We start from the raw sequence: 15,288 nt of genomic DNA on the forward strand, positions 1-15,288 counted from the left end.
GACTGTCGCCATGGCTTATGACTCGATTTTCAAACCCGACCTGTTCGCCGGCCAAAACATCATCGTCACCGGTGGCGGCAGCGGCATCGGCCGCTGCACCGCCCACGAGCTCGCAGCCCTCGGTGCGCAGGTGCTGCTGGTGGGGCGTAATGCCGAGAAACTGAAAAACGTCGCCGCTGAAATTACCGAAGACGGGGGTAAAGCCAGTTGGCAGGTCTGCGATATCCGCGATGAAGATGCCGTCACGCAACTGGTCAGCGAGTTGATCCGCCAACACGGACCGATTCATGGACTGGTCAACAATGCTGGCGGGCAGTACCCCTCGCCCCTGGCGTCGATCAATCAGAAAGGGTTCGAAACCATACTGCGCACCAACCTGGTGGGCGGTTTTCTGATGGCCCGGGAGGTGTTCAACCAGTCGATGAGCAAGCACGGCGGTGCCATCGTCAACATGCTCGCCGACATGTGGGGCGGCATGCCCGGCATGGGGCACTCGGGCGCGGCGCGCTCGGGCATGGACAACTTCACCAAGACCGCCGCGTTTGAATGGGGTTATGCCGGCGTGCGGGTCAACGCCGTCGCGCCAGGCTGGGTCGCCTCCAGCGGCATGGACACCTACGAAGGTGCGTTCCGGGCCGTGATCCCGACCCTGTGCGAACACGTACCGCTCAAGCGCATCGGCACCGAATCGGAAATCAGCGCGGCGATTGTTTTCCTGCTCAGCCCGGCAGCCGCTTTTGTCAGCGGCAGCACGTTGCGCATCGACGGCGCCGCCAGCCTCGGCGGACGGGCCTGGCCGATGCACAAGGCGCAGAACAGCCATTCGTACAACGGCTTTCACCGCGCCTATTTACCCGAGGTCCTCAGACCCGACGCTCCCAAACCAGACGAACTCAAGGACAAGGAATAACCATGCCGGTCATCCAGTCCCAAGTCGACCCATTCAGCGAAGCGTTCGCCCGCAACCGGGCGGCCATGCTGGCCGGCATCGAGCAAGTCCGTCAGCTCGAACAGAACCTGCTGAGCAAAGCCGCCGAAGCCAAGCCCAGGTTCAACAAACGCGGGCAACTGCTGCCCCGGGAGCGGCTTAACCTGCTGCTCGACCCCGGCGCACCGTTCCTCGAACTGGCCAGCCTGGCCGGCTATAAACTGCACGACGACAAGGACGGCAGCTCGGCGGGCGGCGGTTTGATCGCCGGGATCGGTTACGTGTCCGGCGCACGGGTGCTAGTGGTGGCGAACAACAGCGCGATCAAGGGCGGAACCATTTCCCCCAGCGGTTTGAAAAAGTCGCTACGCCTGCAACAGATCGCCATGGAAAACAAACTGCCGGTAATCACCCTCGCGGAAAGCGGAGGCGCCAACCTCAATTACGCGGCGGAGATTTTCGTCGAAGGCGCGCGCAGCTTTGCCAATCAGGCGCGGATGTCGGCCATGGGCTTGCCGCAAATCACCGTGGTCCATGGCTCGGCCACGGCGGGCGGTGCTTATCAGCCGGGGTTGTCGGATTACGTGGTGGTGGTGCGCGGCAAGGCCAAGCTGTTTCTCGCCGGGCCGCCGCTGCTAAAGGCTGCCACCGGTGAAGTCGCCACCGATGAAGAACTGGGCGGCGCCGAGATGCACGCACAAACCGCCGGCACCGCCGAATACCTGGCCGATAACGATGCCGATGGCGTGCGCCAGGTGCGCGAGATCATGAGCCTGTTGCCGTGGAACGATCAGTTGCCATGGTTACCCGAACGTCGGTGGGAAGAACCGCTCTACCCCATCGACGAACTGCTGGGGCTGATCCCGGATGACCCGAAAAAACCCTACGACGTGCGCGAAATCATCGCGCGGATTGCCGACGCGTCGAACTTCCTCGAATTCAAGGGCGAGTTCGACCAGCAAACAATCTGCGGGCATCTGCAGATTCAGGGGCGAGCCTGCGGTTTCATCGGCAACAACGGCCCCATCACGCCCAAAGGCGCGAGCAAGGCTGCACAGTTCATTCAGCTTTGCGACCAGAGCCAGACGCCGCTGCTGTTTTTTCACAACACCACCGGCTTCATGGTCGGCACCGAGTCGGAACAGCAAGGGGTGATCAAACACGGCGCGAAAATGATTCAAGCGGTGGCCAATGCCCGAGTGCCCAAACTGACGATCGTCGTCGGCGGTTCCTACGGTGCCGGCAACTACGCGATGTGCGGCCGTGGCCTCGACCCGCGTTTCATCTTCGCCTGGCCCAACAGCCGCACCGCGGTGATGGGCGGCGCTCAGGCCGGCAAAGTGCTGCGGATCGTCACCGAAGCCAAACAGCTCAAGGACGGGTTGGTGCCCGCCCCGAAAATGCTCGACATGCTGGAACAGGTCACCGCACAGAAACTCGACAGCCAGTCCACCGCGCTGTATGGCAGCGCCAACCTGTGGGACGACGGGCTGATCGATCCGCGGGACACCCGCACGTTGCTCGGGTATTTGCTGGATATCTGCCATGAGGCCGAGGTTCGTTCGCTGCAAGCCAACAGTTTTGGTGTAGCCCGCTTCTAAGGGCGATCAGGAGAACAATAAAAATGATCTTCACCCAGGAACACGAAGCACTACGCCGCACCGTCCGCCAATTCGTCGATCATGAGATCAATCCTCACGTCAATGAATGGGAAAAGGCCGGGCGCTTTCCGATCCATGAAATCTTCCGCAAGGCTGGCGACCTCGGTCTGCTGGGAATTAGCAAACCGGAAAAATTCGGCGGCATGGGGCTCGATTACAGCTATTCGATTGTGGCCGCCGAGGAGTTCGGCACCATCCATTGCGGCGGCATTCCGATGTCCATCGGCGTGCAGACCGACATGTGCACCCCGGCCCTGGCGCGATTCGGCTCCGATGAGTTACGCGAAGAATTCCTGCGGCCGGCGATCACCGGCGAACAGGTCGGCTGCATTGGCGTCTCCGAAGTCGGCGCCGGCTCCGACGTAGCAGGTTTGAAAACCACCGCCCGCAAGGACGGCGACGACTACGTGATCAACGGCAGCAAGATGTGGATCACCAACTCGCCGAGCGCCGACTTCATCTGCCTTTTGGCCAATACTTCGGACGACAAACCGCACATCAACAAGTCGCTGATCATGGTGCCGATGAACAGCCCCGGTATCAGCCTCAGCTCGCACCTGGACAAGCTCGGCATGCGCAGCTCGGAAACCGCCCAGATATTCTTCGACAACGTACGTGTACCGCAACGCAACCGCATCGGCCACGAAGGCGCGGGGTTCATGATGCAGATGCTGCAGTTCCAGGAAGAACGATTGTTCGGCGCGGCGAACATGATCAAAGGCCTGGAATACTGCGTCGACAGCACCATCGAGTACTGCAAGGAGCGCAAAACCTTCGGTAATGTGCTGATCGACAATCAGGTCATTCATTTCCGTCTGGCCGAATTGCAAACCGAAATCGAATGCCTGCGGGCGCTGGTCTACCAGGCCACCGAGCAATACATCAAAGGCCAGGACGTCACCCGCCTGGCCTCCATGGCCAAACTCAAGGCCGGGCGACTGGGTCGGGAAGTCAGCGACAGCTGCCTGCAATATTGGGGCGGCATGGGCTTCATGTGGGACAACCCGGTGGCCCGGGCTTACCGCGACGTGCGACTGGTGTCGATCGGCGGCGGCGCCGACGAAATCATGCTGGGGATCATCTGCAAACTCATGGGCATCCTGCCGGGGAAAAAGAAATGAGCACCCTCCCCGTTTGTCAGACCCTGTTGCTCGAACGGCATAACGGCGTCCTGCACATCACCCTCAATCGCCCCGACAGCCGCAATGCCATGAACCTGCAAATGGTTGCCGAATTGCGTGCAGTGCTGGCGGCGGTGCGGGATGACCGGCAGGTTCGCGCGTTGGTGATCGGCGGTGCCGGCGGGCATTTTTGTGCCGGTGCCGACATCAAGGACATGGCCAACGCCCGCGCTCAGGGCCAAACGGCCTATCGCGATTTGAACCGTGTGTTCGGTGCCCTGCTGGAAGAAACCCAGCACGCGCCGCAAGTGGTCATCACGGTGCTGCAAGGCGCGGTGCTTGGCGGTGGTTTCGGTCTGGCCTGCGTCAGTGATATCGCCATGGCCGATCATCAGGCGCAATTCGGCCTGCCGGAAACCAGCCTCGGCCTGCTGCCGGCGCAGATCGCGCCGTTCGTGGTGCAGCGCATTGGTCTGACCCAGGCTCGCCGACTGGCCCTGACCGCCGCACGGTTCGATGGCAACCAGGCGCGGCGCATGGGACTGGTGCATTTTGTCGAGCACGACCCGCAAGCCTTGGCCGAGCGCCTTGATGAGGTGCTGGCCCATGTGCTGTGTTGTGCGCCGGGGGCGAATGCGGCGACCAAAAAACTCTTGCTGGCGAGTGCGGGGCAACTTTCGGATGGCCTGCTGGATCAGGCAGCCGAGTGGTTCAGTGAAGCGGTGACCGGGGATGAAGGGGTCGAGGGGACCATGGCTTTTGTGCAAAAGCGAAAACCGGGTTGGGCGATATAAAAGCTTCGCGAGCAGCACGCTCCCACTGGGGAATGCATTTCAAGTGTGGGAGCCAGCCTGCTCGCGATGGGGCCATCACATCCACCGCAATACAAAGGGAATAACCCATGCCCGCCTTCAGCAAAGTCCTGATCGCCAACCGCGGTGAAATCGCCTGCCGCATCCAGCGCACTGCGCAAGCGCTGGGCTACCGCACCGTCGCCGTGTTCAGCGATGCCGACGCCGAGGCATTGCACGTGCAGATGGCCGACGAAGCGGTAAACATCGGCCCGGCCCCGGTGCAGCAGTCATATCTGAACATTGCGGCGATCATCGACGCCGCCCGGCGCACCGGTGCCGATGCGGTCCACCCTGGTTACGGCTTCCTCTCGGAAAACGCAGCATTCGCCCTCGCCTGCCAACAGGCCGGCATCATCTTCATCGGCCCCAGCCCCGAGGCCATCGAGTTGATGGGCAGCAAACGCCTGTCGAAACTCGCCATGATCAAAGCGGGCGTGTCCTGCATCAAAGGCTATCAGGGCAGCGAACAGGACGATGCGACCCTAAACCGCGAAGCCGAACGCATCGGTTACCCGCTGATGATCAAGGCCAGTGCAGGCGGTGGCGGTCGTGGCATGCGCCTGGTGCACAGCGCTGGAGAATTGCTGGAGCAACTCCGTACCGCACGCTCCGAGGCGCTGCACGGATTTGGCAGCGACGAACTGATCCTCGAGCAAGCCTTGATCGACCCGCGTCACGTCGAGGTTCAGGTGTTTGGCGATCAGCACGGCAACCTGATCTACCTCGGCGAGCGCGATTGTTCGATCCAGCGCCGCCACCAGAAAATCATCGAGGAAGCGCCCTGCCCGGTAATGACCGCCGAGTTGCGCCAGGCCATGGGCGAAGCGGCGCTCAAGGCGGGGCGCGCGGTAAATTATGTCGGCGCTGGCACTGTGGAGTTCCTGCTGGATGCTCGCGGGCAGTTTTACTTTCTGGAGATGAACACCCGGCTGCAAGTGGAACATCCGGTGACAGAGCTGATCACTGGCCTCGATCTGGTGGCCTGGCAGTTTCACGTCGCCGAAGGACTACCACTGCCGCTGGGACAAGAGCAGGTGCAACTCAACGGGCACGCCATGGAGGTGCGCCTGTACGCCGAAGATCCAGCCCAGGGATTTGTGCCGCAAACCGGGCGAATCGCAGTCTGGGAACCTGCGTTGCCGGGCGGCGTGCGGATCGACCATGGCCTGATCGAAGGCCAGTCTGTCAGCCCGTTCTATGACCCGATGCTGGGCAAGCTCATCGCCCACGGCGCCACCCGCGAAGAAGCCCGGCGCAAGTTGCTCCGGGCGGTACAAGACAGCGTGCTGCTGGGCGTGCAAAGCAATCAGCGCTTGCTCGCCAGCCTGCTGGAACATCCGCAGTTCATCAGCGGCGAGTTCAGCACCGGATTCATACCCACCTGTTTCGCCGATCATCCATGCCTGCATCCCCATGTGCCGAGTATCGAAGAACTGGCCATCGCCGCAGCGCTGTTTTATCAAGCCTCGGCACAGGCTCACCGCGCCCCGCTGGCCGGTTGGCGCAACAACGCCAGCGTGCCTTTGCACTACCGAATCGGCCACGAGGATCAGGATTGGCCGGTGGAACTGAACGCTGAACCCGGCAAGCCCTACCGTGCTCAGGTTGGCGCTCGCGCCCTCGAACTGAAAGTCATCGGATGCGACGGACGCTGGGCCACCCTGGAAATCGATGGCATCCGCCAACGCCATGCCTACCGCCTCAAGGCTGGGGAACTCTGGTTGTTCACGCGCCCCGGCAGCCTGCGGCTGGTCGATCGGACCCAGGCGCTGGTCAGCAGCCAGGCCAGTGTCAGTTCCGGCACGCTCAAAGCGCCGATGGACGGGGCGATCGTCGATGTACTGGTCAGCGAGGGCAGCCCGGTCAGCAAAGGTCAGTTGCTGGTGGTGCTAGAAGCCATGAAAATGGAGCATCCGCTCAAATCGGGTATCGACGGCGTGCTCAAACGCTTGCAGGTAAGGGTCGGCGATCAGGTCAAAAATCGTCAGATTTTGTTGGAGGTCGAATAAGCCGCTAGGCGGATCCGCCGGGTTTGGCTACGCTCAAGCCCATCAGGACGCGGATACCAGGAACCCTGCGATGCCTCACTGGTTGGTCATTGATCTGGAAGCCACCACCGATGAGGGTGGCTGGCCAGTAACAGAAATGGAAATCATCGAAATCGGTGCCACCCTCGTGGACCGCAAGGGCCAGGAACTGGATCACTTCCAGTGCTTCGTGCGCCCGTTGCGCCGGCCCTTGCTGACGCCGTTTTGCCGGGAATTGACCCACATCACCCAGGCCAATATCGATGCCGCACAGCCGCTCACCGACGTTTGGCCGTTGTTCGAACGCTGGCTGAGCCAACATCACGCGCGCCTGGAAGGCTGGGCCAGTTGGGGCGATTACGACCGCAAACAACTGCTTCAGGATTGGCAGCGCCTGCAACTCGACAGCGCCCTGAGCCGGGTGCCGCACATGAACCTCAAACAACGCTTCGCCAAGGCTTGTCGGCTCGAGCGCCCGCTGAACCTCAATGGAGCCTTGCAACTGGCGGGCCTGCAGTTCAACGGCCAGCAGCATCGGGCACTGGAAGACGCGCGCAATACTGCGCGATTGTTACCGCTGATTTTCCCCGCTAATCCTTGAGTGCAGGAGGTGACGCCTATCGACACCTTGTGCATACTGGCCGGCCCTTTTTAGCCCTTTTCGAGGAACCGCCCATGTTTAAAGTCAACGAGTACTTCGACGGCACCGTCAAGTCGATCGCCTTTGGCACCGCTGAAGGTCCAGCGACCATCGGCGTCATGGCACCGGGCGAATACGAATTCGGCACCAGCCAGCGCGAAATCATGCACGTGGTGTCCGGCGCCCTGACCGTCAAACTGGCTGACAGCGACACTTGGGAAACCTTCGCCGCCGGCAGCCAGTTCAACGTGCCCGCCAACAGCAAGTTCCAGCTCAAAGTGGCCGTCGACACCGCTTACCTGTGCGAATACCGCGGCTAACCCCCCGGGTTTTCACAGCGACAAAAAAATCTATGGTCACCCCCATTTTTGCAATACTGATTAATGGGTGAAGTGGTTGGCTTGCTTAAATCTATCCGGCGTCGATCCAGGGCATGCCCCGCGCCACGATGAGAGTCGCGCCTGACGATCCTGAAAAATGCCGCGGCTTCTGAAGCCGATTTTTATGTCAGGTTCTTCGTCAGGCCGGTGGGCCGTTCACGTCATCCGTTGTTCAGCTATCGCAAAACCTGAAGGGTGATTCGTGGTACTGCAACAACCGCAGGGTCAGGCGTTCAGCGCGTCTGGCCCTGCTTCATATTGCGTATGGTGAGCCGCTAGCGCCCACGCGATCCGCGCCAGCTTGTTAGCCAGGGCGCAGGCCACCACGTTCGAGTGTCGTCGCCCAAGCAATGAGCGCACCCAGTCGGCCAGAGCCCCTTTCTGGTGTTCTAGCCTCTGCATATAGACCCGAGCACATTGAACCAGCAACTGCCTGAGATGCTTGTCGCCGCGCTTGCTGATGCCCAGCAAATTAGCCCTGCCGCCGGTGCTGTACTGCCTGGGCACCAAGCCCACGGAGGCGGCGAAGTCACGGCTGCATTTGTACTGTTGGCCATCGCCCACCTCTACAGCCAGCAGGCTGGCGGTGATCGGCCCGACACACGGCAAGCTCAGCAAGCGGCTGCCGAGATCATCGTCGGCCAGTTGGCTTGCCAGCTCTTTATCCAGCGCCTTGATCTGTTCATCCAGATAACAGAAATGCTCATGCAAGCGCTGTAACAGGACTGTCAACCGAACGGGCAACTCATGCTCAGCCAAAATACTCGCCAACCGCTTCATGATCGCCAGGCCCTTGGGCAGGCTGATGCCGAACTCCAGTAGGAAACCATGCATTTGATTGGCGGTTTTGGTGCGATCGCGTACCAGCGACTCGCGCAGGCGATGCAGAACGGAAAGCGTCTGCTGTGCCTCTGTTTTAGGCGAAACGAAGCGCATCGATGGACGCGAAGCCGCCTCGCAAATGGCTTCGGCATCCACGAAGTCATTTTTGTTGCCTTTGACGAAGGGGCGGACGAATTGCGGGGAAATCAGTTTGGCTTCATGCCCCATGGCCATCAGCTGGAGAGCGACGAAATGCGCGCCGGCACAAGCTTCCATCACCACGGTACAGGCCGGCAGATTGCCGAAAAGCGTCATCATTTGTTGACGCGAGAGCTTCTTGCGAAACACCTCTCGGCCCAATTTGTCTTGGCCGTGCAGGTGGAAACTGTGTTTACCGAGATCGATCCCGATCAGCGCTGACTCGCTCATGATGATGGCCTCCGAAAACAAAACACCCTGCGAAAGCGTAGCCCTCGCAGGGTGTGGGGGTGACCATCTCATTAATGCCCGCGTTCTTGGACGCGGGCATTTTTTCATTTTGAAGGGCTTTTATTCGAGGATCGTCACCGGCATGCCGACTTCGAGCCGGCCATTGCCGTCGTTGACCAAGTTCTGTCCAAACATCGCGCCGTCGGCCTCGGTGCGGTATTTCTGCAATGTAGCCAGCGGTTCACGATCTTCGCTGCGTTCGCCGGTCTGCGGGTCGATGGTGGTCAGAATGCAGCGTGAGCAGGACTTGACCACGCGAAACTCGACATCGCCAATGCGGATGCGCTTCCAGCTATCTTCGGCATACGCTTCACTGCCCTCGATTACCAGATTGGGCCGGAAACGCAACATCTCCAGCGGCCGCCCGACCTTGCTCGACAAGTCTTCCAGCGATGCCTGACCAATTAGCAACAACGGAAAGCCGTCGGCAAAAGCTACCTGATCATCGTCCTTGCCGTAGCCGGCCTGGGTAGTCCGCGCGCGCTCAAGCGGCACTTGCACCAAGCGTGTCGGCTTGCCGATGAACTCACTGACCCAGGCGCCCGCCGCATCGCCGGCATCGGGGACGCGCAAGGTGTCGCGCCAGATGGTCACCCCACGCAGATCGGCATCGCCGTCAGGCAACGCAATATCGATCGGTGAATGATCCGGGGCGCTGAGGGTCAAGCCGCCATCGGCATTCCACAATGCTGACAGCTGACTCATTTTCGCGACCGCGCGCTGAGTCAGAAAGCGCCCACTGGCCTCGTCTACCAGCATCCAGCGTCGATCACCGTCCAGTCCCAGTTTGTCCAGGCTGACCTGATTCAGGGTCTCGCCCTTGCCGGATTTCAACGGAAAACGATAAAGCGCGCTCAGACGCATGGCCAGCTCCCTGGTGGGTAAAAACGCCACCCTATACGAGCTTGTTTGCCGAATCAAAGGCTGATGTCAAACCAGCCTCTGCTCGTGCTGTCAGGCAGGTACTGCGTCGAGCATCAGGCGCTGGCGCACCACGTCGACGAGTTTGTCGGGCTGGAACTTGGAGAGGAAGTTGTCGCAGCCGACCTTCTTCACCATCGAGTCGTTGAAGCTGCCCGACAGCGAGGTGTGCAAGACCACATAAAGGCCGCGCAAACGGGGGTCGTTACGGATTTCGGTGGTCAATCGATAGCCGTCCATTTCCGGCATTTCCGCATCGGTGAAGATCATCAGCAGCTTGTCGGTCATGACTTCGCCCGTATCGGCCCAGGCCTTGAGCATGTTCAGCGCCTTCAAGCCATCGCTGGCGATGTGCATCTTCACGCCCAGTTGACCCAAGGTGTCGCGCAATTGCGACAAGGCCACGTTCGAGTCATCCACCAACAGCACTTCACGGCCACGGGCGCGCTCCAGCACCGGATCATCGAGTTTGTCGCGCGATACCTTGGCATTGTAGGGAACGATTTCGGCCAGCACTTTTTCGACGTCGATGATTTCCACCAACTGATCATCAACCTTGCTGATGGCGGTCAGGTAATGCTGGCGACCAGCGCTGGTGGGCGGCGGCAGAATGGCTTCCCAGTTCATGTTGACGATGCGGTCCACGCCACCGACCAGGAACGCCTGCACCGAGCGGTTGTATTCGGTGACGATGATGGTACTGGTGGGGCTTGGCACCAGCGGGCGCATGCCGATGGCCTGGGACAGGTCGATCACCGGCAGCGTCTGACCACGCAGGTTGACCACGCCACAAACATAGGGATGGCGTTGCGGCATCAGGGTCAGCTTCGGCAGCTGCAGCACTTCCTGGACCTTGAAGACGTTGATCGCGAACAATTGCCGTCCGGCCAGTCGGAACATGAGAATTTCCAGGCGATTCTCACCCACCAGTTGCGTGCGTTGGTCTACCGTGTCGAGAATGCCGGCCATTAATGACTCCTGGGCTTGTTCTGATGAATTCACTAAAGGGAGTTATCGGCTGTTTTTACCGGACCTTGACCCCCAGACAAAATGCCACGATCAAACATTGATGTCACATTAACATCATGCTTTACTGGCTCCGTGATTTCATCTGCTTTCATTTCCTGCGGCGCGACCTCGGTTTGCACGTTAGGTTCCCCTGCGTAAGGGATTCCCCTAGTAACAATCAGGCCCAACCTGATATTCGCAATATCCAATAGCCATTAATGTGACGCCATTCTCATTGCATGAACGGAGTCAGGCTTTTGTGTGCGATCGCAGGTCAGTGGCCATCCACCCTCTCGAGTTCCCCAGCCGGCGCTCAAACCTGCCAGAGCGCGATCTCACGAAAGCTTGGCAGCGCCGGGATACGTATGGTTCTCGTCGGCACACACGACATTCCCTCATCTGACATGACGTTGTGGAGATAAGCATGCCGAACGACACCAAAGAGTGGGCTCAGCGATTTCCAGAGTTCCTCATCGAGGCTGAAACACTCTTGGCCAAATCCGAGGAATGCCTGAGTCATTTGCAACTGATCAGCAATGACAAGGACGCTATCGATTGCATGCTCAGCACCCTTCTCAAGTTGTCCAGCAAGGCCGATGCTTTGGCACTGGCGGCGGTCTCGGAATTCTCACTGCATATTCATGGATTGCTGAGCCACGCGCAGAACCACATGGACCTGCATGATCAAGCCCTGGACGCGCTCAAGGACTGCTTCACTTTAATGGCCTGGCAACTCGAACTCATCGATCAGACTACCGGCCACCTTGGTCTCGATGACAGTGAACAGACCTCGCTGATTGAAGCGTTTGCGTTTCATGTGGGGCAAAGTCAGTTTCAACCTCCCAGCCATTCCAGACCGTTCAGGTTGGTTTCGCTCTCAGAACGGCAAGCTTGAAAACATCGGCCCTACCCGTTCTATTGCCATGACGCCGCCCTATAACTTGATGCGCTCATGTCGCAACTGTCTCGACTTCAGATAGTGCCTGGCAATAAAAACAAAATGCTGGTGATCGATATCTTCCAACGATAAAAATCGAAAGTTTTTCCATTGTGGAACCATCGTCCAGATTCCATATTTTAACTATATCGAACTATATACCGTACGCGACCAACGGTATGTTAAGTGGTAGTATGCCGACCATTAGTTGACGCCAATTAATGGCACAGTGACTCCAGCCAAGCACCATGAAGGCTGCATTTCCAGCACTGAACCACAGCCATGAAGGCGACTTCACAACAATTTCCATACAGAGACCCGTCAGCCTTTATGGCCGGTCTGCCCGCAGCGAACTTCCATTGGCTCCATCCGCTATGTACGCCAGCCTCAAGTCAATTACCCTGCGGCCACCTTCTCGAAAAAACGCGCGCCGGTTCACGCTTTTACTGTGCACCTGCTCGGCGCTTGGCAGCCTGCTGGTCTATAGCTTGTCCATGCCTCTGCCGTTGAGTCTGCTGGTGCTCAATAGTGCAGCGTTGACCTGTGTCTGGGTGGGACATTGCCTCTCGCGCAAATCGATAAAGTTTCAACCTCAAGAACTGGCTGACCGACTGCTCCAAGTGCAGGAAAACGAACGCCACCGGCTCAGTCGGGAACTGCATGATGACATCGGTCAATTGCTGACCGCCGCAAAACTTCAAAGTGAATGGCTCAAACGTCGATTGCCCGAAGAACTGCAGGGTCAGTGTTCGGTACTTTGCGATACGCTGGACGAAACCCTGACCAAGGTTCGTGACGTCTCGGCCATCCTGAACCCGCGACAACTGGCCAGTCTCGGGCTGGAAGCCAGTCTGCGCGCACACTTACTCAAGACACTGGCCAATACCTCCATGCATTGGAGCCTGGAATGCCATCAACGCTTGACGGGCATACCGGAAGAAATGGCGGTGGCGGCTTTTCGAATCACTCAAGAAGCAGTGACCAATATACTGCGTCATGCCGAGGCCAAAAATCTGTTGGTCCGCCTGCAACGCCAGCCCCAGGGCCTGACCCTGTTGATCCGCGATGATGGCCTGGGTTTCGCGCCAGCGGCAGATCCCGCTCGCGAAGGGCAACGCGGAATGGCCGGGATGTCGGAACGGATCGATCAATTAGGTGGCACACTGACCGTGATCAGCGAACCCGGCAAAGGCACTCAAATAGAAGCACTCTTCCCGTGGGCGCCCCGTGCGCTAGAACGGGCCAGTACGAATAAGGTTATGCATTGACTTGTAACTTACTTCTGGTGGACGACCACTCGCTTATCAGGGCTGGCGTGCGCGCTCTGGTGCTGGATATTCCCGGCTATGCGGTAATCGGGGAGGCTAATGACGGCTCGCTGTTGGTCGAGATGGTCGAGCAGCTGTCCCCGGACATCATTCTGCTGGATATTTCCATGAAGGAAACCGGTGGTCTTGAAGCCTTGCAGCGACTCAAGCGCGTACGCCCCCAGTGCAAAGTACTTATCCTGTCGATGCACACTGACCCGGCGCTTATCATGCAAGCACTGGAATCAGGGGCGCATGGCTACCTGCTCAAGGACACCACAGCCACCGAACTCGAACATGCCCTGGATGCCTTGCGCAATAACGAACGCTATCTGAGCCCGGCCATTGCCCATACCGTCATCAATCAGGCACTGACCCGAACCCAGAAAAATCAGGTGCAAGCCCAGGACTCGCACAACCTGACGGCACGTCAACTGGAAATCCTGCGACTGATTGTTCGTGGCAAATCCACCCGGGAAATCGCCAATGGCCTGGCTCTGAGCATCAAGACTGTCGAAACCCACCGCTCGCAGATCATGAAACGCTTGCAGATCTATGATGTGGCCGGCCTGGTGCTGTTCGCCGTGCGTGAGCAAATCATCAGTCTGGACGATTAGCTGGATTCGAGACGCTCAGCAGCGGCGAGCCCTCGGGCAAATGCACACGCAATGCCGCCGGGCGCGCCGAGAAACGCAGACTGTCGCCTTCCAGAGGCTCACCATCAAGGTTGATATAAAGGCCCTCCGAAACTTTGATCTCGACCCATGGCAAACGAGCGCGCACAAACATGTTGTCGATTCCGAAGCCATCGGTCAGCAGGTCTTTCAAGGTACCGACCAATTCCTGTGGCGCGGGCAAAATGCTGATATCCAGCAGTCCATCGTCAGCCAGCGCCTGAGGGCACAGCACATGACCACCGCCAGCCTGTCGGCCATTGCCGATGCCCAATGCCAACAATTCGCCGCGCCAGTGAAAATCCGGTCCCTGCAACTCGCCATAGGCCGCATGCAACTCACTAAAGCGCGATAACCCCGTGAAGAGATAAGCGGCGCCTCCAAGAATTTTTTTCAGATCCTCGGAGGTGTTGGCCGTGACCTGACTGCCAAAGCCGCCCGTGGCCATGTTCAGGAAAACCTGCCCGCCGACTTCGCCCAGATCAATGGCTCGCGGGGCAGCCTCCAGAAGATCCAACGCCTGCGCGGGCTCCAGAGGCACACCGGCGGCGCGAGCAAAATCGTTGGCGGTGCCCAAGGGCAAAAGCACCAGGCTTGCCTGCGTCGAATGCGCCGCCATGGCTTCGGCAATATCACGCAAGGTGCCATCACCGCCGCCGGCAATCAATTGCGTATAACCTGCCGTCAGCGCTTCCTTCACCAACCGCTGCGCATCACCGGCCTCCCAGGTCAGTCGAACAGCCAGTTTCCAGCCTTGCTGGCGCTTGCCTTCGACGGCTGCACGGACCTCCTCATTAAGTGCCTGCTTGCCATGCAGAATCAACAGCGCGTTGCGATCGCTCATTTTTGCTACTCCCATATCCGCAATTCCATAGGATATGTTGACCTCGCAGCCCCTGATAAAAGTCGACAGGATTCCAATTATTTCCAAGGGAAGGAAACGTGCGTCCTACAGAGCAGTATTTTTTCTTACAAAACATAAGGAATCGGCTCAATTGACCCACCCGAACAATTGGTACACCGTTGGATCTCGGTTATCAGTTATCACCCGTTAATTTACACAGGGACGTGACAACAATGAATGAAACCCCCTTGAGGGCCTCAAAAAGCGCAAGCAACAATGGCATTGGTCACTTGAATGGTTTTAACGCAAGGAGCCAGTTACTCCATGCAAAGCCATGACTTCAGACTACCGGTAACCCCGGTCGCGCCGTTCGCAGAAAATCGCGCCAACCATCAGGCTGAAATCAAAAACAGCGCAAAGCCCGCCGGAGAAGTTGATATGGAACCTCGCGTCATTGAACTGGAGACTCACCTCAAGTACATCCGCAGAGACATGGATGAAGTCCGGGGTGACGTCAAATCCATCAAACACAGGCTTGCCTATTCAGCTGGCGGAACAGCCGTGATCCTGGGACTTCTGGCCTGGATCGCCAACAGCCGCTTCGACCAGGTGGTAACACTTCTGGCAAATTGACGAATGATCATGCACGCAAGCCCAATGCCATCAACCGGGCTT

General features: G+C 58.8%; 15 protein-coding genes. 11 read left to right on the forward strand and 4 right to left on the reverse strand.

What is annotated here, in order from left to right; all coding sequences use genetic code 11:
• Positions 1-10 precede the first annotated feature (10 nt).
• From PSH97_RS19615 to ppnP, 7 genes are all read left to right on the forward strand, one after another.
• Complete coding sequence (locus tag PSH97_RS19615; protein WP_305446342.1) at positions 11-910, forward strand: SDR family oxidoreductase; 900 nt, start codon at positions 11-13, stop codon at positions 908-910.
• Positions 911-912: 2 nt separating this feature from the next.
• Positions 913-2,529 (forward strand): geranyl-CoA carboxylase subunit beta, encoded by a 1,617-nt coding sequence (gene atuC, locus PSH97_RS19620; RefSeq protein WP_305446343.1) that lies wholly within the window; start codon positions 913-915, stop codon positions 2,527-2,529.
• A gap of 23 nt (positions 2,530-2,552) precedes the next feature.
• Positions 2,553-3,710, forward strand: coding sequence for a citronellyl-CoA dehydrogenase (gene atuD / locus PSH97_RS19625; RefSeq protein ID WP_305446344.1), 1,158 nt, complete (start codon positions 2,553-2,555; stop codon positions 3,708-3,710).
• Positions 3,707-4,504 carry an enoyl-CoA hydratase/isomerase family protein gene (locus tag PSH97_RS19630; RefSeq protein ID WP_305446345.1) on the forward strand — a complete coding sequence of 266 codons (798 nt, stop codon included), beginning with the start codon at positions 3,707-3,709 and terminating at the stop codon, positions 4,502-4,504. Before atuD ends, PSH97_RS19630 begins: the two co-directional genes overlap by 4 nt.
• A gap of 107 nt (positions 4,505-4,611) precedes the next feature.
• Positions 4,612-6,573, forward strand: coding sequence for an acetyl/propionyl/methylcrotonyl-CoA carboxylase subunit alpha (locus PSH97_RS19635; protein ID WP_305446346.1), 1,962 nt, complete (start codon positions 4,612-4,614; stop codon positions 6,571-6,573).
• A gap of 70 nt (positions 6,574-6,643) precedes the next feature.
• Positions 6,644-7,192: an exonuclease domain-containing protein gene (locus tag PSH97_RS19640; RefSeq protein WP_305446347.1), complete on the forward strand. Its 549-nt coding sequence runs from the start codon at positions 6,644-6,646 to the stop codon at positions 7,190-7,192.
• 74 nt (positions 7,193-7,266) lie between these two features.
• Positions 7,267-7,551 (forward strand): pyrimidine/purine nucleoside phosphorylase, encoded by a 285-nt coding sequence (gene ppnP / locus PSH97_RS19645; RefSeq protein ID WP_305446348.1) that lies wholly within the window; start codon positions 7,267-7,269, stop codon positions 7,549-7,551.
• A gap of 285 nt (positions 7,552-7,836) precedes the next feature.
• On the opposite strand, the gene PSH97_RS19650 is transcribed toward ppnP, so the two are convergent.
• The 3 genes from PSH97_RS19650 to PSH97_RS19660 all read right to left on the reverse strand — a co-directional run bounded on the left by PSH97_RS19650 (position 7,837) and on the right by PSH97_RS19660 (position 10,812).
• Positions 7,837-8,862: an IS110 family RNA-guided transposase gene (locus PSH97_RS19650; protein ID WP_305446349.1), complete on the reverse strand. Its 1,026-nt coding sequence runs from the start codon at positions 8,860-8,862 to the stop codon at positions 7,837-7,839.
• 120 nt (positions 8,863-8,982) lie between these two features.
• Positions 8,983-9,786 carry an MOSC domain-containing protein gene (locus PSH97_RS19655; protein WP_305446350.1) on the reverse strand — a complete coding sequence of 268 codons (804 nt, stop codon included), beginning with the start codon at positions 9,784-9,786 and terminating at the stop codon, positions 8,983-8,985.
• Positions 9,787-9,876: 90 nt separating this feature from the next.
• On the reverse strand, positions 9,877-10,812 hold the full coding sequence (locus PSH97_RS19660) for a chemotaxis protein CheV (RefSeq protein ID WP_305446351.1): 936 nt from the start codon (positions 10,810-10,812) through the stop codon (positions 9,877-9,879).
• Positions 10,813-11,275: 463 nt separating this feature from the next.
• Between PSH97_RS19660 and PSH97_RS19665 the strand changes: the two genes are divergently transcribed.
• From PSH97_RS19665 to PSH97_RS19675, 3 genes are all read left to right on the forward strand, one after another.
• On the forward strand, positions 11,276-11,746 hold the full coding sequence (locus tag PSH97_RS19665) for a hypothetical protein (protein ID WP_305446352.1): 471 nt from the start codon (positions 11,276-11,278) through the stop codon (positions 11,744-11,746).
• Positions 11,747-12,162: 416 nt separating this feature from the next.
• Positions 12,163-13,056 (forward strand): sensor histidine kinase, encoded by an 894-nt coding sequence (locus PSH97_RS19670; protein ID WP_305449836.1) that lies wholly within the window; start codon positions 12,163-12,165, stop codon positions 13,054-13,056.
• Positions 13,053-13,712: a response regulator gene (locus tag PSH97_RS19675; protein WP_305446353.1), complete on the forward strand. Its 660-nt coding sequence runs from the start codon at positions 13,053-13,055 to the stop codon at positions 13,710-13,712. The genes PSH97_RS19670 and PSH97_RS19675 overlap by 4 nt, the downstream gene beginning before the upstream one ends.
• Here the strand turns inward: PSH97_RS19675 and yegS are convergent.
• Complete coding sequence (yegS, locus tag PSH97_RS19680; protein WP_305446354.1) at positions 13,696-14,613, reverse strand: lipid kinase YegS; 918 nt, start codon at positions 14,611-14,613, stop codon at positions 13,696-13,698. The two genes, PSH97_RS19675 and yegS, sit on opposite strands and share 17 nt — an antisense overlap.
• A gap of 324 nt (positions 14,614-14,937) precedes the next feature.
• On the opposite strand from yegS, the gene PSH97_RS19685 reads away from it, so the two are divergent.
• Positions 14,938-15,246: a hypothetical protein gene (locus PSH97_RS19685; RefSeq protein ID WP_305446355.1), complete on the forward strand. Its 309-nt coding sequence runs from the start codon at positions 14,938-14,940 to the stop codon at positions 15,244-15,246.
• The last annotated feature ends 42 nt before the right edge of the window (positions 15,247-15,288 follow it).

The sequence above is a fragment of the Pseudomonas cucumis genome, assembly GCF_030687935.1.
Lineage (GTDB): Bacteria > Pseudomonadota > Gammaproteobacteria > Pseudomonadales > Pseudomonadaceae > Aquipseudomonas > Aquipseudomonas cucumis.

Coding starts and splice junctions, on each gene's coding strand:
- PSH97_RS19615 (WP_305446342.1), top strand. CDS start 11: ATGGCTTATGACTCGATTTTCAAACCCGACCTGTTCGCCGGCCAAAAC.
- atuC (WP_305446343.1), top strand. CDS start 913: ATGCCGGTCATCCAGTCCCAAGTCGACCCATTCAGCGAAGCGTTCGCC.
- atuD (WP_305446344.1), top strand. CDS start 2,553: ATGATCTTCACCCAGGAACACGAAGCACTACGCCGCACCGTCCGCCAA.
- PSH97_RS19630 (WP_305446345.1), top strand. CDS start 3,707: ATGAGCACCCTCCCCGTTTGTCAGACCCTGTTGCTCGAACGGCATAAC.
- PSH97_RS19635 (WP_305446346.1), top strand. CDS start 4,612: ATGCCCGCCTTCAGCAAAGTCCTGATCGCCAACCGCGGTGAAATCGCC.
- PSH97_RS19640 (WP_305446347.1), top strand. CDS start 6,644: ATGCCTCACTGGTTGGTCATTGATCTGGAAGCCACCACCGATGAGGGT.
- ppnP (WP_305446348.1), top strand. CDS start 7,267: ATGTTTAAAGTCAACGAGTACTTCGACGGCACCGTCAAGTCGATCGCC.
- PSH97_RS19650 (WP_305446349.1), bottom strand. CDS start 8,862: ATGAGCGAGTCAGCGCTGATCGGGATCGATCTCGGTAAACACAGTTTC.
- PSH97_RS19655 (WP_305446350.1), bottom strand. CDS start 9,786: ATGCGTCTGAGCGCGCTTTATCGTTTTCCGTTGAAATCCGGCAAGGGC.
- PSH97_RS19660 (WP_305446351.1), bottom strand. CDS start 10,812: ATGGCCGGCATTCTCGACACGGTAGACCAACGCACGCAACTGGTGGGT.
- PSH97_RS19665 (WP_305446352.1), top strand. CDS start 11,276: ATGCCGAACGACACCAAAGAGTGGGCTCAGCGATTTCCAGAGTTCCTC.
- PSH97_RS19670 (WP_305449836.1), top strand. CDS start 12,163: ATGTACGCCAGCCTCAAGTCAATTACCCTGCGGCCACCTTCTCGAAAA.
- yegS (WP_305446354.1), bottom strand. CDS start 14,613: ATGAGCGATCGCAACGCGCTGTTGATTCTGCATGGCAAGCAGGCACTT.
- PSH97_RS19685 (WP_305446355.1), top strand. CDS start 14,938: ATGCAAAGCCATGACTTCAGACTACCGGTAACCCCGGTCGCGCCGTTC.